This window comes from Lactobacillus selangorensis, assembly GCF_001437205.1.
Lineage (GTDB): Bacteria > Bacillota > Bacilli > Lactobacillales > Lactobacillaceae > Paralactobacillus > Paralactobacillus selangorensis.
The window spans coordinates 442,865-463,323 of record NZ_JQAZ01000001.1 but is presented as its reverse complement, the minus strand read 5'-3'; the positions used below and the strand labels follow the sequence as shown (position 1 = coordinate 463,323).

Below are 20,459 nucleotides of genomic sequence, written 5' to 3'. Positions count from 1 at the left end.
TTCAAATGCGTATTTTAGGATTACAAGCGCTTGTGACGATCATTAGTCACTTGGGGTTTATTTTATTGTCGTTCAGAGGGCTGCAGGCACTGCGGTTCGATCAGATTCTCAAAAAGAATCATGATTTCGAAGGACGGCTGATTATTGTTTTCTTGGCAATCGCCATTGGCTTTACGGTCAGCACCTTCTTCCTCAACATTGTCGACCAATCACGAAACTTGTTATTTTTATTCAAATAGACTTTCTTAAGAAAGCAATAATGACGCTTGAACAGTCGCTTTTTGCGTGTGAAAATATGTTATAATCAATAAATGAGTATTGAAAATAGAGGTGAATCTAGTCCATGGCAAAAGATCTTGGAATTGATCTCGGGACAGCGAACGTTGTTATCAATCAGCAGGGAAAAGGAATTGTGCTGAACGAGCCGTCTGTCGTTGCGATCGATGCACATTCAGGCCATGTCCTGGCGGTCGGACAGAAAGCCTACGACATGATCGGGCTGGCGCCTGATGATGTTCAGACGATCCGGCCTTTGCAGCACGGTGTGATCACCAATTTTGATGCGGCCGAAACAATGCTGGCGACGTTTATCGATCAGCTGCACGTCAAAGGTTTCTTCTCGAAACCGACGATATTGATCTGCTGCCCGACTAATATCACGACCGTTGAAAAAAGTGCGATTGAAGAAGCGGCTGAACAAGCTGGTGCCAAAAAGGTTTATCTCGATCTGGAACCGAAAGTAGCAGCCGTCGGAGCCGGTTTGGATATTTTCCAGCCCTCCGGCAATATGGTGATCGATATTGGCGGCGGCACGACGGATATCGCCGTTCTATCAATGGGCAACGTCGTAACGAGTGATTCGCTGCGGCTGGCCGGGATCGATATGGACGAGATGATCCAAGCCGATATCCTAAAACGGCATAAACTACAGATCGGGATTCGCGCCGCCGAACAGATCAAAATTCAGATTGGTGCTGTTTATGGCGCCGATCCGGATCAAAAGATGGCTGTCCGGGGGCAAGATGTTGAAACAGGGATGCCCCGCACGATTACGGTGGCAGCTCCTGAAATTCAGCGGTCCTTGCGCAAAGTAGTGCAGAAGATTCTGAATGCAGCCCAAGCCGTTCTGGAGCAAACCCAACCAGAACTGGCGACTGATATTATCGATAAAGGCATCATGCTGACTGGCGGAAGTGCTTTGATTACAGGGATGGATAAAGCTTTATCCGCTGCCCTGCAGGTGCCGGTTGTCCTGGCAGAACGTCCGCTAGAAAGTGTTGCCTTGGGAACGGGTATTTTGCTGCATGATCTCGAACACCAGAAGCAGCATTAGCGAGGTGAATCATGAAAAATAATTATAAAGATTATGCACGCCCGTTATTGAAAAAAATTGGCTGGGTCATTGTGGGCATGCTGATTGCAATTATCATCGGTGCGATGGTCGGTTATCATCTTGCCGATGGCGGCAATCCGTTTGCAATCTTCAATCCTCAGACATGGCAGCATGTCATCGATTTTACACGCTAGAAGGTTAAACAATGAAATGGCTTAGAAAAGGAATGGTTGCCTTGGTTCGTTTTTACCAATTGGCGATTAGTCCGTTGTTTCCACCGAGCTGCCGCTATTATCCGACCTGTTCGTCGTACATGATTACCGCACTTGAAAAGCACGGGCCCTTTTTGGGATTGATCATGGGGATAGCTCGAATCTTGCGCTGCAACCCGTTTATTCGGGGTGGCTATGATCCGGTGCCGGATTACTTTACAGTGTTTCGGAATAAGCAACCCGATGCCACTAAATCAGCAGAGAATTAAGGAGTATTTATATGTCTAAGAAAGAACGGAATATTAAATTAGAATTGACCGATGCAAAACGGGACGGTATTGATGTCGCTGTTCTGCAGATCGGCAAACATGAAATTGGGTATGTCAAGCCAGAGGGCGAACGCTTTGATGCCTATTTGGCCGGCAATGAAACGCCTTTACACGCCAAAACACAAGATGATGCGATCAACGAACTGATCATGCAGTATCATCTTCATAATCACTAGAAAAGTCGAGGTGGCAATATGCAACGAGAAGCCAGTGAGCGTGCAAATCGCGATTTAAATTCACGAATCGACTATGGGATCATTTTATCTGTCATGTTATTGGCTTTGATCGGCTTAGCCGCAATTTACATTTCAACGTCACATGATACGACTGGTGCCAGCCCGTTACGGGCGACGATTATGCAGGGGCTATGGTATGTCATCGGCGGGATCGCGATTGTTGTGATCATGCAGATGGATTCGGAACAATTGTGGAAGATTGCCCCATATGCGTATGGGGTCGGCCTATTCCTGCTAGCGGCTGTTTTCATCTTTTACAGCCGAGCTTATTACGCCAAAACCGGGTCGAAAAACTGGTTTGCGATTGGTTCGATCACGTTCCAGCCTTCTGAAATCATGAAACCGGCGTATATTCTGATGCTCGGACGGGTGATTACCCAGCACAATGACGAGTACCCGCACACAACGAAGAACGACTGGCTGCTGATCGGCCGGATGTTGTTATGGACACTGCCGATCTTTATGCTGCTGACGCTTGAAGATGATTTTGGGACATCGTTAGTCTTCTTAGCCATTTTCAGCGGGATGGTGCTTGTTTCTGGTGTGACTTGGAAGATTCTGGTGCCGATTGCTTCGATCGGGGCTGTTGTCGGCGGTTCGGCGTTAGCCCTTGTTCTGTCGGATGGCGGACAGGCGTTCCTCAGGCATTTCGGTTTCAAAGCCTATCAGTTTGCCCGTGTCAACACTTGGCGGAATCCATCGCAGGATACGTCTGGAAATGGGTATCAGCTCTGGCAAAGCATGAAGGCAATCGGTTCAGGCCAATTATTTGGAATCGGCTTTAATAAATCAAAGGTCTATGTCCCCGTGCGGGAATCTGATATGATTTTCTCGGTTATCGGTGAAGATTTTGGTTTCATCGGCAGCTGTTTCGTTATTTTAGTTTACTTTATGCTGATCTACCAGATGATTCGGGTCACGTTCGATACGAAAAATGAATTTTATGCCTATGTTTCGACGGGGGTCATTATGATGATTCTGTTCCATGTGTTTGAAAACATCGGGATGAATATTGGGCTCTTACCGTTAACCGGGATTCCGCTGCCGTTCATTTCACAAGGGGGTTCCTCCCTGCTGGGGAATATGATCGGGGTCGGCATGGTGATGTCGATGCGGTATCATTACAGGAGTTATATGTTCAGCGACCAAGGCGACTTCTAAACGGAAGCCGCACTTCCGAAAACACCCACACTGGGTGTTTTTTATTTAGCTGACAAATAAGTTTTTAATGAGATATAAAAAAGATTATTTTCATAAAAGTATTGACAAGTGCAGGCATAGCTCGTATGATAAGAAACATAAGTTATGTCAAATTGATATTTGAAACGAAATGAATGGGAAAGTAATCGACTGAGACTGTACAGAAAACTCATATTCGCTGAGAGTGAGGTAGGGAGCGTCGGTGAAAATGGCCCAGAATCGGTGCACCGAGCGCTTTTGCGTCAGGCTGCAATGAGTGGCACACATTATCGTGCACGCGTATCGGCATTATTTGCCCGTACGTTAGTGAGGGACTCGTCTGTAAAGATGGGCCCGAATTTAGAATGGTAACGCGTCAGCTCGCTTCTAAGGAAACTTAGGAGCGGGCTTTTTTGTCGCATGGGGAGAATTGCAGCGGAGCTAGCCCGCTGCGACCAGTCATTTCAACACATAACGAAAATTTTGGGAATAAGAGAGGATTTTTAAAATGAAAAAATTGAAACGTGTCAGTTTAATGGTCTTATTATTGCTAGTGACGATCGTCGTTGCGGCTTGTGGGAAGCAAACAGCCGCTGCGAAAACACAGACAGTTAAAATCGGGATTATCGGCAGCGATGAAAAAATCTGGAAACCAGTTGTTCAGAAATTAAAAAAGGAACACATCAACTTAAAGTTAGTTACCTTTACGGATTACAACCAACCAAACACCGCTTTGCAGCAAGGTCAAATCGACTTGAACTCATACCAGCATTCTTATTTCTTGAATAACTGGAACAAAGCACATCATGCCGATCTGGTCAGCATCGGCAAGACCGATATCGGCCCAATGAGAGTTTATTCCAACAAGATTACCAAACTGAGTCAGTTGAAGAAGGGCGATAAAGTGGCCGTTCCAAACGATGCCACCAATGAAGGCCGGGCCTTACAATTACTTGCGAACGCCAATTTGATTACTTTAGATAATGCCAAATTGCCAACCAAGAAAGATATTAAGAGCAATAAGAGCGGGATTGTGATCGAAGAATTGGATGCCACCCAAACAGCGCATTCATTGGATGATGTCACTGCCGCTGTGATCAATAACGGGGTCGCCGCCGATGCGAACCTCAATCCGAAGAAAGCCATTGCCACTGAAAAGTTGACTAAGCAATCCGAACAGTGGATTAACATTATTGTCGCACGTAAGAAGGATGCCAATAACCCGACTTACAAGAAAGTGGTCAAGGCCTTCCAGACGGAAGCAACTGCCAAAAAGATCAAGCAAGTTTACAAAGGTTCCACTGAAGAAGCTTGGAACTTGAAATTGAAATAAAGGAAGGAGCTGCAACGATGCAACCAGCCATTGACCTGCGTCATATCGATGTGACGTTTCACAATAAAAATAAAACAGTCCATGCCGTCCAAGACGTCTCCCTTGAAGTTGAACCAGGCGATATCTACGGAATCGTCGGTTACTCCGGTGCCGGCAAATCGACGCTGGTTCGTGTAATCAACATGCTCCAGAAGCCCACCAGCGGTCAAGTAATCGTCAATGGACACAATATGGAAACGCTGAAGGCAAAGGAATTACGGGCCGCCCGCCGTAAAATCGGCATGATCTTCCAGCATTTTAATTTAATGAATGAACGGACGATCGCTGCCAACGTAGCCTTCCCATTGCAGGATGGACCGTTATCCAAGCAGGAGCGCCATGAAAAGGTCGCTAAATTGCTGGAACTTGTCGAATTATCCGACAAGGCTAATTCCTATCCATCGCAATTATCAGGCGGTCAAAAACAGCGGGTCGCCATCGCACGCGCCTTGGCCAACGATCCGGAAATCCTGATTAGTGATGAAGCAACGAGTGCCTTGGATCCGAAGACGACGTTATCGATCCTGAAACTGCTGCAATCTTTGAATCAGCGGCTGGGTTTAACGGTGGTCCTGATCACCCATGAAATGGATGCCGTCAAGGAAGTCTGCAACAAAGTCGCCGTTATGGAAAATGGGCGGATCATCGAACGAGGCAGTTTGCTGGAGCTGTTCAGCCACCCCAAAGAAAAATTAACCCGTGATTTTATCGAAACGTCGACCCAAATCAATCAGGCGTTGCCGAAGATTTTGGCACAGGACAACATCAAACATTTGCAGCCCGGCCAAGTTTTAGTCAAATTAGCTTACCAGGGGGCGAATACGGACGAGCCGTTAATCAGCGGGTTGTATCAGCATTATGAAGTCGCCGCCAACATCTTATACGGCAACATCGAGATTCTGCAGCAGACTCCGATCGGACATCTGGTTGTTGTTCTCAGCGGGACACCGGATCACTTGGACGATGCACTGGAAAACCTGCGGACCGACCAAGTCACCGTTGAAATCTTAAAACAACCTGAGGAGGCGCATGACTAATGATGACTGAAATTGCACGCTTAATGCCGAATGTCGTTTCCAACTGGTCGGAAGTTGTTCAGAGTACCGGCGAAACGATTTATATGACGATTGTGTCCGGAATCTTTGCCGGTATCATCGGCTTGATTCTCGGAATCGCACTGGTTATCACCCAGGACGGCGGCATTCTGGCCAACAAACCCGTTTATCAAGTTCTGGATAAGATTGTCAATTTATTTCGGTCGATCCCATTCATTATTTTACTGGCAGTGATTGGGCCGTTTACGCGTTTGGTTGTCGGCACAACGATCGGGACCACCGGGGTATTAGTCCCGTTGATTGTCGGGTGTGCGCCGTTTTATGCCCGTCAGGTTCAGAATGCGTTATTGGATGTCGCACCTGGCATCATTGAGGCCGCTGAGTCGGTTGGCGCCGGACCATGGTCATTGATTTTCCGAGTCTATTTACGAGAAGGCGCACCTGACCTAGTGCGGGTTTCTGTTGTGACGATCATCAGCTTGATTGGTTTGACGACGATGGCTGGCGTTGTCGGCGGGGGCGGCTTAGGCAATCTGGCCGTCAGCGTCGGTTACCAACGCTTTGAAAATGACATCACTTTATTTTCGACCTTATTGATCCTCATCATGGTTTTCTTAGTGCAGGGGATTGGCGATTGGATTGTTAAAAAGATTAGCCATTAACTACCGTTGATTGATTGTGCCGACGTCTCATTTTGTGTATGATGAAGAGGGATAAGGAGCGCTTTCAAATGACAGAAGATCTGAATGATTTCTTAAAAACACGTCTATATGGTGTTCCACAGCTGAAACCGGATGAAAAACGACGCTTTTTGGGTAATTTTCAAGAACGTGTTGCACTGGCAATCACGGTGTCCCAGCTTCGTAGTGCAAAAATGTATGCACTGGTTGCCCAGATACTGCAGCGTTATCCCGAATACCGGATTTATTTGAATGATAAGCTTGGTCAACACTTGCTGAATCAATATTTGCAGCTAGCAGTTGAACTGAATTATCCGTTCACGATCCTGCACCAGGCGAAGATCCGGATCGATCATCCGCTGCAAGAGGATGATTTCGGATTGGTTTTGGCGTCACCGGACCAAAAGATCCAGCGTCCAATTTTAATCTAATAATGGAGTGGTAATGGTGGTCGATCAAGTCGCACAAACACGACAACAATTGAAAAAAATACAGCAGCAGTTCATGGCCGGCGAGTCCTTCCATGAGCTGCCGGAACGGCTCAATCAGCTCGCTAAACAAGTGACTTATGCGGCGGACAAAACGCCCGTCGTTCTGCCTCGTGATACGCAGACGGCATTAGCCCGTGTCAAACAAATCGATGATGAACTCAAGCAGAGTGATGAACCGCAGATTTCCAATGACGATCTGCAGTTTCTGCTTGCTCATCTAGGGGTGACGAATGCCCGTTTGCGTGATCGTGGCGTTTATTTCCTGTTCAATGATCTGATTCGTTTAACGGCGTTTACGCCGGAACAGGAGGAGTGGCTGGTCATGCAGCTGATTTCGCCGGCTTATATGTTCGACCACATTCTCGAACCGCATAATAATGCCGTTTTTAAACGTTCATTTGCAGTCATGCTTTTAGCAGGGCTGCTTTATGCGGATCGGCATTATTATCATGTCCTGTCGTCTGCAGAAATCAACGCTGTCATTTTAGCGATGGCGACGTATATGCTGCTAGAGCAGGATGGCCGTGGTTACATCGATCATAAGGGCTGGGCCCATAGTTATACGCATATCGGTAATGTACTAGATGAATTGTTTCAGAGTACTGTTTTGAATCGAGCCAATAAACTGTTTCTGCTGGCGGCATTTTATACTGGCTACCGGCAGATGAACGATCCGCTGATTTATGGGGAACCGCAACGATTGGCGATGGCCGTTGCTAATTTGACCAATCTCAATACGTTGTATACCGATTATTTATTATTGATTCTTCAAGATTGGCAAAAAGAAATCGCCCAGCTGCAGCCGGAACAGAACATTGCGTTTTGGAACCGTTGGTACAATCGGGATCGGCTGCTGCAGTCGATGCTGGTGCGGGGGGATCAGCCGCAGAAGATTCAGGATTATTTGGGCAAGATTATCGATATGTATTAAAAAGGGGAGTTTAGAGAATATGCAGGAGATTGAGGCAGTTATTTTTGATATGGACGGGGTGCTTGTCAATAGCGAACCGTATTATTTTGACCGGCGCCGTGAGTATTTTCAGCAAGTTGGTTTGCACCTGACTGAACAGCAGTTGCTGGATCTGGTCGGCGGAAATTTGCGGGATCTGTGGCCGCAGCTGCTGCCGGGCCGGACGGCCGCGCAGTATCAGCAGTTGCAGGATGGCTATCGGGATTATAAAGCCGCCGATCCGATCGATTATCGCAAACGAGTCAATCCGGATGCCAAACCGACTTTGGATTGGCTACATGCGCATGATTTTAAGGTGGGACTCGCTAGTTCCAGTGATCTGAATGCTATCAACGCTATGCTGACGGCGAACCATTTCGAAGATGAATTTGATGTTGTGGTCAGCGGGATGTCGTTTACCCGCAGCAAGCCGGATCCAGAAATCTATCTCAATACAATGCAGCAAATGCATGTTGCGCCTGAACAGGCCATGGCGGTTGAGGACTCAGAAACGGGAATCGCAGCTGGCGAGGCGGCTGGCATGACTGTGGCTGCGTTAGCGCCAATGGATGCCCGGTTCACCGATTCGCAAGCGGCCGCTGACCTGCATATTCAGCACCTGACCGATCTCGAAACCATTTTAAGGCGGCCATAATAAAAAGCGCTGGCAAAATAAATATTTTGTCAGCGCTTTTTATTTTGAAAAAATCAGTTTTCAATTTTGTTGAGACCTTGGTGTTTCAGTGCCGGGAAAACGTGCCGGTCAGACCAGCCGATGATTGCACCCTGGAAGAAAAGTGCGACCAACGTGCCGATGTTGACGGCATACAACTGATGATCGAGCAGCCAGCAGAACACCATAATGACAACTGGCGGAACGATACTGAGCCACATTGCTAATGCCGCACGTCCATGACAGAATTTGAAACGGATAATTTGCATCAAATCATCATTGGGGTGCAACACCCAATTAACTCGCTGGTAAATCGAAATGGCAATCGCCACCAGACTAATCCCAAATAGATCAAGTATCACTTTCAGCCACAAAGGCAGTGAATTAATCGGCGTCTGCAGCAAAAGGTGCGTAAACAAACCGACTAAATAACTATAGGGCAGCATGAAAATAAAATTGCCGACCATGCGAGTCCAATCAAGTTGTTCCAACAATAAGGCATTGGCGATCACGACCAGAATACCATACAGCATCAGGATCGTGAACAAGTTTAAGTGGATCAAATGCATCAGGTTCACGGCTGAGGCGGTCCAAAGGGCACTCCCTAAGTTGAGGGCTACCGTCAGCCCATTACCGAATGTATTGAGCAATAAGGAAATAATAAAGTACGTCACCGCTGCCTGACGGGACAACGGAATGCTTTTTTGCTGGATCAAATTGAGAACACCTTTCTATTTTTTCTGTTGCTGGGACTTTTTGCCGCCTTCGAGTTCATCCAAAGCCGTCTTCAAGCCCTGTTTTTGTTCGGGTGTGACTTCTGGATAGGCCAGCGGCAGTTTTTCGAGACGGGCATTGATAATCTTGGAAACGACGAGGCGTGAGAACCATTTATCATCGGCCGGGATAATGTACCACGGATTTTTAGGCGATGATGTCGATTCAATAGCATCATTATAGGCTTTTTCATACTGATTCCAGTATTTGCGTTCCTTGATGTCCGATTCGGAGAACTTCCAGTTCTTTTCCGGCGTTTCAATCCGGCTCTCAAAGCGGCGCTTCTGTTCGTCTTTGGAAATGTGCAGGAAGAATTTGAGAATCATAAAGCCATTGCGAGTTTCATAATTTTCAAATTGATTGATATCGTTGTAACGATCCTTGAAAAATTTCGGTTTGACATCAGCAGCTGTTTTGATGCCTGGCAGGTGTTCACCGGCTAAAATCTCTGGATGGACCCGGTCAACTAAAACATCTTCATAATAAGAACGGTTGAAGATGCCAATTTTGCCCCGTGACGGCATCGCTAAATGGCAGCGCCACAAGTAATCATGACTGAGCTCTTTTTTAGACGGTTGTTTGAAACTAGTTACTTCACAGCCTTCAGGGTTGATTCCGCTGAAGACGTGGCGGATCATGCCATCTTTCCCAGCAGCATCCATTGCCTGCAAAACAATCAGGACCCCATAAGTCCCTTCGGCGTACAGCATTTGCTGACGAGCCGCCATTTTTTGAATGTCATCCTGAATATCCGTCTTGATTTGTTCTTTTTTGTCTTTGTATTTTGGCATGGGGGTCGTCTTCAGTTTATTCAGTTTGAGATTGTCGTCCCCAGTGTAGCGATATTTTTTTTCAAAATTCATCGGTCAGCAGCTCCTTTAACAATTTAACTCTACCATACACCAAAAAAGGCCTTAATTGGGGCTTGAGATGCGTTATCTTTCATTTTTGTAAGGTACATGAATTGATCTAGACCATTCCGCTTTTTTCTGCTAAAATAAGAAAAAAGATAATTTCAATGAGTGGCAATTATATTTGATGCAATTGAGTTGAGGAGGCCAATGATGATTATTATTTTGGGTGATCAGATCAAACGGTATCGTAAGCAGTATGGGCTGTCGCAGGCCGAACTTGCTGAAGGTATATGTACACAAGCCACAATTAGTCTGATTGAAAAGCAGAATAAGATTCCCAACATGAATACGCTGATCATGATCTGTGAACGACTGGGGATTCAATGGACAGACGTGATCGTTCGGCAGGAAGCCAAAAACCGACGTAAATTGGGTGAGGTTGATCAAGCTTGGATTAAGGACGATTATCAAACTGTGGCAGCACAGTTGGCAGAGATGCATCCGGATCATTTGAAAGATCCGTATGATCTGCGGCATTACAATGTTCTGATGGGCTTTTTGAAATTGCAGTTTGAACAAGATTTAGACGAAGGTATTTATTATCTGACGAAAGCACAACGGGTGCCGATTCATGAAGAAACTGATATTTATGGGGCACTGACCTTATTGGGAATGGCCATCGCTTATTATGCGAAGCATCATTATACGCATGCTAGTGAGTATATTAGTGCGGCGCGACATCTGATTGACCGGCTGCCGGAAAATTTCGTGGCATATAAGAATGCCAAGATGTGGATCTGCATTTATCAAGGCCGGGTTTTATTGAAACAAAACGAGTGGCAGGCGGCAATTGCCGTGACAACAGAGATGGCGCAGTGGATGACGGAACAAAGTGATTTTTATGCGCTGGGACATTTATATGGGATTCAGGCCCATGCTTGGGCTGGTTTGGCACAATCTAAACAAGCACAGCACTGCTTTCATCTGGCTGCGGCGCTGAGCGAAATCAGTGCCGATGCCCAATTGGAACAGAAATTGGCTGAATTGCCGACCGCTTAATCATTTGCAAACTAACACACAGAAAAAAAACCGGAACGGGTCAGACGTTCCGGTTTTTTGATTGCGGTCGTTTCAAAAGAGGAAGACAGCCGAGTAGGGCAATGAGGATGGCCGCATAAAAGCGGATAGAATACGTGTAGCCGATTTGAATCGTATTGGTGCCGGCGTGCAGATGAAGGCCGACTAAACCGCCTTTTCCAGCTGTGACATGAGCTGGATGACCATTAACAGTCGCCTGAGTAGTCGCATAGCGGAAAACGGGCAACGTGACCGTTTGTGCGGCTGACAGACTGATTTTCGTGGTGAAGTGGGCCGCCGTGACGTGATAAGGATGGGTTTGCCAGTTGCCGTCCAGATAAAATAAGTGCTGTGTCGCCTGGGTTTGATACGGAATGGTGGCCGCAGGGGCATAATCGTATTGGTAATATTCACCCATGGTAGCTAATTGACTCGTGTCAGCAGTCGTGAACTTCAGGCTGCCGATTCGGGTAAAGTCAGTTTGCAAAAGGGAGAAGGAAGCCGTACTTAAAACTAGCAGTGCCAGCGCAACTAAACCGATTTTCAAACCGGCTGGCTGACGGAACCAGTGCCAGCATTCGACAAGACAGATACTGGCAAAGAAGGCTTGCAGTCCCAGCAACCGCCATGGAAACTGCAGATAAACCAGTGGTGTGTTTTGCAGCCATTGCCATGGGAACAGGTTGGTCGTCAGAAAGGCGAGAACCAGACTGATGCCATAACTCCATTTAGCTGCTGCCGGCCATTTGCGGAGTGTAAACAGCGGCAAGGTGATTGCAATTAAGCCAAGCAGGCCGAGGTTGGATTGGTCGAGCTGGTTGAGTGCGGCCGCTTTGAGCGTCGTTGTCGGATCGAGCGCTTGGGCTAGTAATTGATTAAACGCCGGATGATTTAGTTTTTGGAAAGACATTTCACGGAGAAACGGCCCCCAGAAGGGCAGCGTAATCAGTGCTGTACAGCTGACTGCTTTGATACCTTCAGATAAGATCGTGCGAATCGGCCGGCGGCGTGTAAAAAGTGCGCCCAGGGTCAAACAAAGCAGCAATAAAATACACAGGAAGGCAGTCAGCAGGTGGGTATACAGGATGCCGACCATGCCCACCGTCAGTAATTTCCAACCTGAGTTGGGCCTGCCAGTGCCCCAAAAGAGTTCATACGCCCCCAAGAAGACGAGGGGCAGAAAAGCCATGGCTGTTCCTTCGGCCAAATCAGCCCGATAGAAAAAATTGGAGAGCCGGTAATTGGCGAATAAGTAAAAGAGGGCAAACAAAACGCCGCTGGTGCGGTTGCGCCAAAAACGTGTGCCGCAGTAAGCCGCAATACCAATTGTCGCTAGATTGACGATCCAAATATACAGCGTATAACTGAGCACTAAACGCTGCGTCAGCGCCTCAAAAAAAGCGGCTGGCAACAAGGTTAAGGATGGATAAAACCAATTAACGCCATACCCATGATGATTAAAAGTTTCGAAATTAACCGGCGAATGCAGAATGGTCGTCAAACCCTGAATCCGTGAGAGATGGAAGGTGAGGTCGCCGGTCGCAATAATCAGATTCAAATGGTGCAGAAAAATGACGGTGGCTGCCGTTGCAACAGCTGTTAAAAAGAGAACCGTTGCAAGCGCAGTCCGGCGCTGCTTGAGCCAATTTTTCATTGCGAAATTCACGTCTTTTCAGATTTTTTATCTTTATTATAGCAATGGAAGCTTTAGAAAACCTGAAACTGAACCGACCAAAAAAGGCTGCGGTATCTGATTACCACAGCCTTGATGGGCCCATTTTTAAAAAGAGTTAATTTTTCTTTTCTTCAGCTTCGGCTTCCTGATTGATGATGCTCTTCTTGCTGCCGTGCAGCGCCGGTTTGTTGTTCAAATCGGTCCGAACAACGAGCACATCGCAGATCGCATTCCGAGTCACGAATTCGGTGACGGAACCAATCAAGAGGCGTTCAACGGCGTTTAAACCGGTTGCCCCGATCATGATCAGATCGATATCGTGCTGTTCCGGCATATCATGGGCAATAATCACTTTTGGTGCCCCATATTCAATGCTGTATTCAACATTTTCCAACCCGAGTTTTTTAGCCGTTTCGACATATTGTTCCATAGTCTGCTTGGCTGTTTCGGTGACTTGTTCGACCATGGCCGAATCAAAACTGGAAACATTTTGGAATGCACGTGTATCGACTACGTGGATCAAATACAGTTCCCCATGATTCCGCTTGGCAACTTCGACCGCCTTCCGGAAGGCTAATTCAGCTTCATAAGAACCATCAATCGCAACTAAAATACGATGATATTGTTGTAACATGTCCTTCACCCCATTTTTGTAAGCATTCTCATCTTTCGATCTAACCCCATTGTACTTTATTCAGGGGCAAATGAAAACCATTTCGCTAAGGTTCGTAGTGCGTTAATGCGACTGCAAAGATGGCAACGACCCCAGCCCCTAATAATAAGGTGATCAGGTTCAATTTCGAATCGTGGCCTAGTATTAGGATTCCAATCCCGGCAATCGCTACTACAATCAGCAGCCCTGCTGTGAAGCGAAAGAGAGTTTGCAGCTGCGGTGACTGCACCGGATCAAAAATTAAAAAGCGCCGGTTCAAATGACGCAGCAGGAAAACCGCCAGCAGCAGTAATAAAATGATGTAAACAATCATGAGTCCTAAAATCATCGTATGACCTCCCAAAAATCTCTATTGGTCCAGTATTCAAGTTCTGCGATCATTTGTCAAGAATACAAAAAAAGAGTCATGCCGAAGCATAACTCCTAAAAAACTACGGATGCCGTTTTGAATTCGATATAGTTGATTCCCGCGGTTAAGCAGGTGGGACGAACCGCTCAGTGATTAGTGCTATCTCGTGAAAAGATCTGCTCACACACCGATTTTGTTATCTGTCCCAATGTAACGTTATTTGTTCGGTCAACATAAGCTAGAATTCCGCGCACATCTTAGCCTTTCGAACATTATAGTAGCATATTATCCGTAACGACGCAAACGCTTTACTCAGAGTCATGCTGAGCAGTTCGCAGTCGTTCGTACTGTTCTTTTAAGGCGTGCTCATAGCGGCCGTTATCTTTGGGATGATAATACTGGGCGTTTTTTAAGGTATCCGGCAAATACTGCTGTTTGACCCAATCGTTAGGATAGTCATGCGGATATTTGTAGGCGACACCACGACCGAGTTTTTTAGCGCCCGAATAATGGGCGTCTTTCAAGGATTTGGGAATTTCACCGCTATGACCGCTGGTAACGTCTTTCATGGCGGCATCAATTGCAGTGATTCCAGAATTTGATTTCGAAGACAGACACAAATCGATGACTGCATCGGCTAATGGAATCCGGGCCTCTGGCAATCCCAGCTGTTGCGCTGCTTGAACGGCCGAAACCGTGCGTGATGCAGCGGCCGGACTAGCCAGCCCAATGTCTTCGTAAGCGATGACCAACAAGCGGCGGCAGGCAGAGACTAAATCGCCAGCTGCGAGTAATTGCGCCAGATAATGGAGGGCTGCATCGGTATCGCTGCCTCGAATCGATTTCTGAAAAGCAGATATGACATCATAATGGGCATCGCCATCTTTATCGGCACTGATTGCCTTTTTTTGGAGACATTCTTCGACAATTTCAAGGGTGATGTGAATGTGGCCGTTTTTTTCAGCGGCCGGTGTCGATTTGACGGCCAATTCGAGTGCATTGAGGGCACTGCGTAAGTCACCATTGGTTGCACGTGCTAGATGCTGCAGGGCATTGTCGTCGATTTGGACATCATATTGGCCTAACCCCCGCTCTTTGTCATGTAAAGCATGCGTTAAGGCCGTTTTAATATCGTTTTCTGAGAGGGGCTTGACTTCGAAAATCTGCGTTCGGCTGCGGATCGCCGGACTGATGGTAATATACGGATTTTCGGTCGTGGCTCCGATTAGGACGATTTGACCGCTTTCGAGGTGCGGCAGCAGAAAGTCCTGTTTGGTTTTATCGAGCCGGTGGATTTCATCCAGCAGCAGGATCACGGTGCCGCTCATTTTGGCTTCTTCGACGACGACTTGCAGGTCTTTCTTCGTATCGGTGGCGGCATTGAGTTTGCGGAACGCATATTTGGTACTGCCGGCGATCGCACTGGCAATACTTGTTTTGCCGACACCGGGCGGTCCATAAAGAATCATCGAGGACAGCATATGCGCATCGACCATTCGGCGGATAATTTTGCCGGGACCGACTAAATGCTGCTGACCGACGACCTCATCTAAGTTTTGCGGCCGCATCCGATAAGCAAGTGGTTGCTGCATGGTTGAAAACCTCCTTTTTTGTTTCTGAACATACGTTCTATTATACCATGATTGCCGCCTATTTTTAAGCCTTTAAAGGGCGTATAATGAAGGCAAAGAATCAGCAGAGGAGCATGATGATGAAAGATTTAGAACAGCAGATTCAACGTTTAGGCTTAGTGCCGCTACTGACCCATTTGCAGGTGCGCTTAAGCAAGGTCGTTCCGGCAAGTTCTGATGATGCGGGACAGACGCCTTATTGGTATGTGCATGCGGGCCAATTCATTCGGCAGACCGATTGGCAGGCCGACCCACAGCAGGTACTAGCCCAACTCGCTGCCATTGATTCGTTGACAGCGGCCGAAACACCGACCATCCTTTCTGAAAAAGGGGCTCAGCTCCAAATCGGCTGGCAGCTGCCGGCCGCATTATTAGTGCCGCTGTTTACGCAGGTGTATCACAAAGAATTTAACGACGATTACATTGCCTTCAGCAACGCCGTTTATCTGCAGCTAGATCAGAACCTGACCCGATTGCGCTATGCGTTGAGTTATTGGCTGGGGGCCAGTCGGAACGGACGAAGTGTTTTGAATCGTAAAACAGCTCAATTTGCGGATGCAGCCACTTTGCAAACGGCGCTGCGAGTTGGTGCGGATGCACCAGTCCGTTTGGTCGGCACCCATGCCGATTTAGCCAAACATGGCATCGATGGGCTGGTCATTCAGCGGCTTGATCTCGATCCGTTTACGACGGATGGCATCAGCCTTACTACGCTGCATTTCTTGAAATTATGGGCTATTTTCTGTTTGTTATTGCCGCTGCCAAAGGATATCAACAAGCAGCTGCATCTGGCCGAACAGTTTAATCAGAAGGTAGCTAGTGAACAGCCGAATGCTACAACACAGGCTCAGAAGTCGTTATTACAGCTGGTTCAAAATCTGCAGCAATTAGCTGTTCATCTGCAGCTGAATCCAACCGTCCTTGATTTGTATGCTGCCGCTGTTAAGGATCCCAAACTGACCAAAAGTGCACGTCTGGCAGCCACACCAGACTTTGTGGCGCAACAACAGCAGTGGGTCGCAATTGAGCAAAAGGGGCATCCAGAGCAGCTGCGTGGCTATCTTGATTTTTCACCGGCCAGTCAGGCAGTGTTAACAACAGCGTATCAGCAAGGTTTGCAGATTGGCAACGTTGATGCAGGTGCCGATCTGATTCAAATTAAACGGGGGACACATTCAACATGGCTGCAGCAAGGCACAGTCACAGCGAAAACACCGCTTGTGGCGGCTAAAGTCGTGGCCGACCGTCAAGTTGTTAAACAGCAGTTGGCACAGGCAGGGCTGAACGTACCGGCCGGGCATGTCTATACGAGCTGGGCGGATGCGCAGAACGATTTTAACACGTCCTTTGGTCAAAAAGCACTTGTTGTCAAACCCAAACAGGGATGTGGCGGCGTGACTGCTTTTACGCGTCCAACCTCATTGGCGGTCTTTCAGGCGGCGTTTGAAAAAGCGCAGCAGGTGAATCGGCAAGTGCTCGTGGAGAGCTTTGTGGCCGGTACGAGTTATCGCTTTCTAGTCATTGGTACTCACGTTGCCAGTGTTCTGGAACGGGTCGCAGCCAATGTTGTTGGCGATGGACGGACGACCATTGCTGATTTGATTACGCATAAAAATGGCACACTACAAGAAAAGGCACTGCAGCTAGATGACAGGGCACAACAAGTACTTGCGACGCAAGGCTATTCAGCCGCTACGATTCTGCCACGGGGAACACAAGCTTGGCTGCAGCATGAAACGGACCTGCGGAACGAACGGCTCGAAGTCAGTGCGGATATGGATGCGACGTATCAAGAGTTAGCGGTTGCGATTGCACGTCAATTCCATTTAGGGGTGGCAGGCGTCGATTTAATCATTCCCAATTTGTATTTGGCTTATCAGCCGGATCAGCCTCAGCTGGCGACCGTTTTAGGCCTGCATGCGGCGCCAGATTTAATGCCGCACTTGCAGCCGACTTTTGGCGACAAACGGCCTGTGACGACGAAACTTTTGCAATATGTGCTTTAAGGAGGCAATATCATGGTCAAGCGGATTTTAGACTGTACCGCCAGCGATTTTGCGGCGCTGACGCCGCAAGAATTAAAGCAGGCGATTTATGCAGGCGAAGGGCGGACGATTTTATCTGAAAATATTGTGACCCAGCCGCCGCTAGTTGAAGATGTGACGAATAGTGAATTGGCTCGTTCGGCCGGTGCCGATTTAATTTTGCTGAATGCGATTGACTTGAATGAGCCGCAAATTCAGGGCTTGCCTGCAACCGATCAGCCCCTGCAGCTGCTCAAAAAATTGGTTGGTCGACCAGTCGGCGTGAATTTGGAGCCTGTTTCTGCAGTTCAATTGATGAGCGCCAAGAAAACGATCATCTCCGGCCGGCAGGCGACCCAGGCTACTTTGCAAAAAGCGGAGCAACTCGGTGCCGATTACGTTTGTTTAACCGGCAACCCTGGCACCGGCGTCGCTAATCAGCAGATTTTAAAGACGATTCAGGTGGCCAAACAGACTTTTCATGGCCTGATCATTGCTGGCAAGATGCATAGTTCGGGTGTGAATGAGCCAATTATGACGGCGACAGTTGCCCAGCAATTTATCGACGGTGGGGTTGATATCTTGCTGGTTCCGGCTGTGTATACGGTTCCGCATTGGACGGAGGCTGATTTGTCCACCGTTATTCGGATCGTTCAAAAGCACAACGCCCAAGCTAACGGAAGCAAAAATAAAGTGCTGACAATGGCGACGATTGGAACGAGTCAGGAAAGCAGTACGCCGGCTGTTATTCGTCAGATTGCATTAGCTGATAAAGCACTTGGCGTCGATATTCATCACATTGGCGACGGCGGCTTTTCCGGATTGGCGCCGTATCAGAATATTGACATATTGGGGAATACGGTGCGAGGGGCCCGCCATCAATTACGCCGGCGGGCACAATCGATTTTACGATAATTCGTTTGGCAGCAAAAAGACTGCTTCGGCATCCATTTGGATACTGAAGCAGTCTTTTTAGTGAAAATTTTTAATGAAATAATTTGTCCCATAAACTCTTTTTTTCAGGTTCCGGAGCTGTTTTCGGTTGCGGGTATTTGGTATCGATATCGATTGTCGGTTCGTTGACCGCCGTTTTGGCCACGATCAGCAGTGCAAAAGCATCGGCTTGGGTATGGGCTGTTTCATCTCGCACTAAAGTGAAGGGGAGTCCAGCATGTGAAAGGGCGCCGATATAAGCGCTGGTGACATCCGTATCCAGTTTGCCATTGATCAGGGCCTGATAATCGTGGTGCAGATAATCAGGCAGGACCTTTTTCAAGGTGGTCAATGTCTGCGGGACCTTCATTTCCGCAACTGTAATTGAAAGCACGACTCGTTCTCGCAACGAACCCAGATACTGACGGCGTTCATCCGGTTTGGTCTGCGGAGTGCCGCCGTGCGAACTGTTTTCAAGTCGTTTGTTTAAATCATCACTCATGGAAAGTGCCTCCTTTTAAAAACCCATTATAGCATGCCTGATTTGGAAAAGGGCACAAAAAAAGAACGGTCCGAAGATCGTTCTTTTCAGTTTGCTGATTAGAGAATCTGGTTGTAGTATTCAACAACTAATGATTCATCAACATCTGGTTCGAGTTCTTCACGTTGTGGTAAACGAACTAAGGAACCACTTAACTTGTCGGAATCAAAGCTGACGAAAGCAGGACGTGCAACGGTGCTTTCAACCGCGTTCTTGATGATGACCATGTCCTTGGACTTTTCACGAACGGAAATCACTTGGCCAACACTAACTTCGTAAGAAGGAATGTCAACGCGTTTGCCATCGACCAAAATGTGGCCATGGTTGACTAATTGACGAGCCTGCGGACGAGTTGTTGCTAAGCCTAAACGATAAACTAAGTTATCTAAGCGAGTTTCAAGCAAGATCATGAAGTTAACCCCATGCAAACCTTCCTTGATTTTACCGGCGCGAACGAAGAGGTTACGGAATTGACGTTCGTTTAAACCGTACATCCAACGTAACTTCTGCTTTTCACGCAACTGTGTACCGTATTCAGAAATCTTACGACGGCCGCTGTTGGGACCGTGATCGCCAGGAGCATATGGACGACGAGCTAATTCTTTACCTGTACCAGATAAGGAGATACCTAAACGCCGGCTTTGTTTCCAGCGTGGACCTGTATAACGTGACATAAATCGAATTCCTCCAATGAATTTTTTTGATTGGAGTAAAATAATCACTGTAAGTTTAATACTCGTTCATTTCGACTTACGATCTTCGCCCTAGCAGCCGTAGGGTTACACAATCGAACGATAGGTGCCGAACTGTTGACGGCTGTACCGCTTACTGCTGCATTATTTTACACAATGGCTAGTATAACGTAGCTTGAGGGGTCAAGTCAAGATGCTTTTCAAGGGCCTGGACAAACTGCTGCATGGCGGTCGCATCAGATGTGGTGAACCGTTCCAGTGTTGGCGAATCGAGGTCGAGGACGCCGACTAAAGTTTCCTGGACGTGAATCGGAACGACCAGCTCCGACTGGCTGGCAGCATCGCAAGCAATATGACCAGCAAATTCATGGACATTGGGGATCAGTTGCAGTTGATCCTGTGCGTATGCTGTGCCAACGACCCCCTTTGACGGCTGAATCTGGGTGCAGGCGACTTTGCCTTGGAACGGACCGAGATGGAGCAGCTGGTCAGCAGGCGTGTAAACATAAAAACCGACCCAATTCAAATCCGATTGGGTCTGCATCAATAACGCCGCTGCATTAGACAAATTCGTGACGTTATTGGTTTCACCGTCTAAAAGGGCGGTCAATTGCTGTACAAAAAGCGGGACTGTGGACATGATTTGACGACACTTCCAATCTAAAATAGGGAAATTACAGGAAAACGACGGAAACAAACCGATTTCATGCTATAATTTGATTAGATT

24 protein-coding genes are annotated in these 20,459 nt (G+C 47.4%); 15 read left to right on the top strand and 9 right to left on the bottom strand.

Going from position 1 to position 20,459, the window contains the following annotated elements; all coding sequences use genetic code 11:
- Positions 1-5 precede the first annotated feature (5 nt).
- The 12 genes from IV40_RS02315 to IV40_RS02260 all read left to right on the top strand — a co-directional run bounded on the left by IV40_RS02315 (position 6) and on the right by IV40_RS02260 (position 8,491).
- Entirely contained in the window at positions 6-239 is a 234-nt protein-coding gene (locus tag IV40_RS02315) for a DUF1146 family protein (RefSeq protein ID WP_057768748.1), read from the top strand.
- Between the two features lie 104 nt (positions 240-343).
- A complete protein-coding gene (gene mreB / locus IV40_RS02310; protein ID WP_057768747.1) occupies positions 344-1,333 on the top strand; it encodes a rod shape-determining protein in 990 nt (329 codons plus the stop codon).
- An 11-nt stretch (positions 1,334-1,344) separates the two neighbouring features.
- Positions 1,345-1,527 (top strand): DNA-directed RNA polymerase subunit beta, encoded by a 183-nt coding sequence (locus IV40_RS02305; protein WP_057768746.1) that lies wholly within the window; start codon positions 1,345-1,347, stop codon positions 1,525-1,527.
- 11 nt (positions 1,528-1,538) lie between these two features.
- Positions 1,539-1,814 (top strand): membrane protein insertion efficiency factor YidD, encoded by a 276-nt coding sequence (gene yidD / locus IV40_RS02300; protein WP_057768745.1) that lies wholly within the window; start codon positions 1,539-1,541, stop codon positions 1,812-1,814.
- Positions 1,815-1,825: 11 nt separating this feature from the next.
- Entirely contained in the window at positions 1,826-2,050 is a 225-nt protein-coding gene (locus IV40_RS02295; RefSeq protein WP_057768744.1) for a DUF2969 domain-containing protein, read from the top strand.
- 18 nt (positions 2,051-2,068) lie between these two features.
- The gene (locus IV40_RS02290) at positions 2,069-3,271 is read left to right on the top strand and encodes an FtsW/RodA/SpoVE family cell cycle protein (RefSeq protein WP_057768743.1); all 1,203 of its coding nucleotides are present in this window, start codon (positions 2,069-2,071) and stop codon (positions 3,269-3,271) included.
- 526 nt (positions 3,272-3,797) lie between these two features.
- The gene (locus IV40_RS02285) at positions 3,798-4,622 is read left to right on the top strand and encodes a MetQ/NlpA family ABC transporter substrate-binding protein (RefSeq protein ID WP_057768742.1); all 825 of its coding nucleotides are present in this window, start codon (positions 3,798-3,800) and stop codon (positions 4,620-4,622) included.
- A 17-nt stretch (positions 4,623-4,639) separates the two neighbouring features.
- Positions 4,640-5,698 carry a methionine ABC transporter ATP-binding protein gene (locus tag IV40_RS02280; RefSeq protein ID WP_057768741.1) on the top strand — a complete coding sequence of 353 codons (1,059 nt, stop codon included), beginning with the start codon at positions 4,640-4,642 and terminating at the stop codon, positions 5,696-5,698.
- Between the two features lie 2 nt (positions 5,699-5,700).
- Positions 5,701-6,378, top strand: coding sequence for a methionine ABC transporter permease (locus IV40_RS02275; protein WP_057768821.1), 678 nt, complete (start codon positions 5,701-5,703; stop codon positions 6,376-6,378).
- A 68-nt stretch (positions 6,379-6,446) separates the two neighbouring features.
- Positions 6,447-6,827, top strand: a complete 381-nt coding sequence (locus tag IV40_RS02270) for a DUF1694 domain-containing protein (protein WP_057768740.1) — start codon at positions 6,447-6,449, stop codon at positions 6,825-6,827.
- A 16-nt stretch (positions 6,828-6,843) separates the two neighbouring features.
- Positions 6,844-7,818, top strand: a complete 975-nt coding sequence (locus tag IV40_RS02265) for a DUF2785 domain-containing protein (protein ID WP_057768739.1) — start codon at positions 6,844-6,846, stop codon at positions 7,816-7,818.
- A gap of 19 nt (positions 7,819-7,837) precedes the next feature.
- Positions 7,838-8,491 (top strand): HAD family hydrolase, encoded by a 654-nt coding sequence (locus tag IV40_RS02260; RefSeq protein ID WP_057768738.1) that lies wholly within the window; start codon positions 7,838-7,840, stop codon positions 8,489-8,491.
- Positions 8,492-8,544: 53 nt separating this feature from the next.
- On the opposite strand, the gene IV40_RS02255 is transcribed toward IV40_RS02260, so the two are convergent.
- Positions 8,545-9,225, bottom strand: coding sequence for a YczE/YyaS/YitT family protein (locus IV40_RS02255; RefSeq protein WP_057768737.1), 681 nt, complete (start codon positions 9,223-9,225; stop codon positions 8,545-8,547).
- A gap of 15 nt (positions 9,226-9,240) precedes the next feature.
- Positions 9,241-10,146, bottom strand: coding sequence for a polyphosphate kinase 2 family protein (locus IV40_RS02250; protein WP_057768736.1), 906 nt, complete (start codon positions 10,144-10,146; stop codon positions 9,241-9,243).
- 201 nt (positions 10,147-10,347) lie between these two features.
- Here IV40_RS02250 and IV40_RS02245 point away from each other — a divergent pair, with 201 nt between their 5' ends.
- A complete protein-coding gene (locus IV40_RS02245; RefSeq protein ID WP_057768735.1) occupies positions 10,348-11,196 on the top strand; it encodes a helix-turn-helix transcriptional regulator in 849 nt (282 codons plus the stop codon).
- Positions 11,197-11,236: 40 nt separating this feature from the next.
- Here the strand turns inward: IV40_RS02245 and IV40_RS02240 are convergent, their stop codons facing one another.
- From IV40_RS02240 to IV40_RS02225, 4 genes are all read right to left on the bottom strand, one after another.
- Entirely contained in the window at positions 11,237-12,868 is a 1,632-nt protein-coding gene (locus IV40_RS02240; RefSeq protein WP_057768734.1) for a 6-pyruvoyl-tetrahydropterin synthase-related protein, read from the bottom strand.
- 136 nt (positions 12,869-13,004) lie between these two features.
- Positions 13,005-13,523, bottom strand: a complete 519-nt coding sequence (locus tag IV40_RS02235; RefSeq protein WP_057768733.1) for a universal stress protein — start codon at positions 13,521-13,523, stop codon at positions 13,005-13,007.
- 85 nt (positions 13,524-13,608) lie between these two features.
- On the bottom strand, positions 13,609-13,890 hold the full coding sequence (locus IV40_RS02230) for a hypothetical protein (RefSeq protein ID WP_057768732.1): 282 nt from the start codon (positions 13,888-13,890) through the stop codon (positions 13,609-13,611).
- A 329-nt stretch (positions 13,891-14,219) separates the two neighbouring features.
- Positions 14,220-15,503, bottom strand: coding sequence for a replication-associated recombination protein A (locus IV40_RS02225; RefSeq protein ID WP_057768731.1), 1,284 nt, complete (start codon positions 15,501-15,503; stop codon positions 14,220-14,222).
- A 119-nt stretch (positions 15,504-15,622) separates the two neighbouring features.
- Between IV40_RS02225 and IV40_RS02220 the strand changes: the two genes are divergently transcribed.
- Together IV40_RS02220 and IV40_RS02215 are read left to right on the top strand one after the other, a co-directional pair.
- Positions 15,623-17,548, top strand: coding sequence for a hypothetical protein (locus IV40_RS02220; RefSeq protein ID WP_057768730.1), 1,926 nt, complete (start codon positions 15,623-15,625; stop codon positions 17,546-17,548).
- Positions 17,549-17,560: 12 nt separating this feature from the next.
- Positions 17,561-18,481, top strand: a complete 921-nt coding sequence (locus IV40_RS02215) for a DUF7916 family protein (RefSeq protein ID WP_057768729.1) — start codon at positions 17,561-17,563, stop codon at positions 18,479-18,481.
- A gap of 70 nt (positions 18,482-18,551) precedes the next feature.
- Here IV40_RS02215 and IV40_RS02210 read toward each other — a convergent pair whose 3' ends face one another.
- The 3 genes from IV40_RS02210 to IV40_RS02200 form a co-directional block, all read right to left on the bottom strand.
- The gene (locus tag IV40_RS02210; RefSeq protein WP_057768728.1) at positions 18,552-19,001 is read right to left on the bottom strand and encodes a YueI family protein; all 450 of its coding nucleotides are present in this window, start codon (positions 18,999-19,001) and stop codon (positions 18,552-18,554) included.
- 98 nt (positions 19,002-19,099) lie between these two features.
- Complete coding sequence (gene rpsD, locus IV40_RS02205) at positions 19,100-19,714, bottom strand: 30S ribosomal protein S4 (protein WP_057768727.1); 615 nt, start codon at positions 19,712-19,714, stop codon at positions 19,100-19,102.
- Positions 19,715-19,892: 178 nt separating this feature from the next.
- The gene (locus tag IV40_RS02200) at positions 19,893-20,372 is read right to left on the bottom strand and encodes a GAF domain-containing protein (protein ID WP_057768726.1); all 480 of its coding nucleotides are present in this window, start codon (positions 20,370-20,372) and stop codon (positions 19,893-19,895) included.
- Positions 20,373-20,459: the final 87 nt, after the last annotated feature.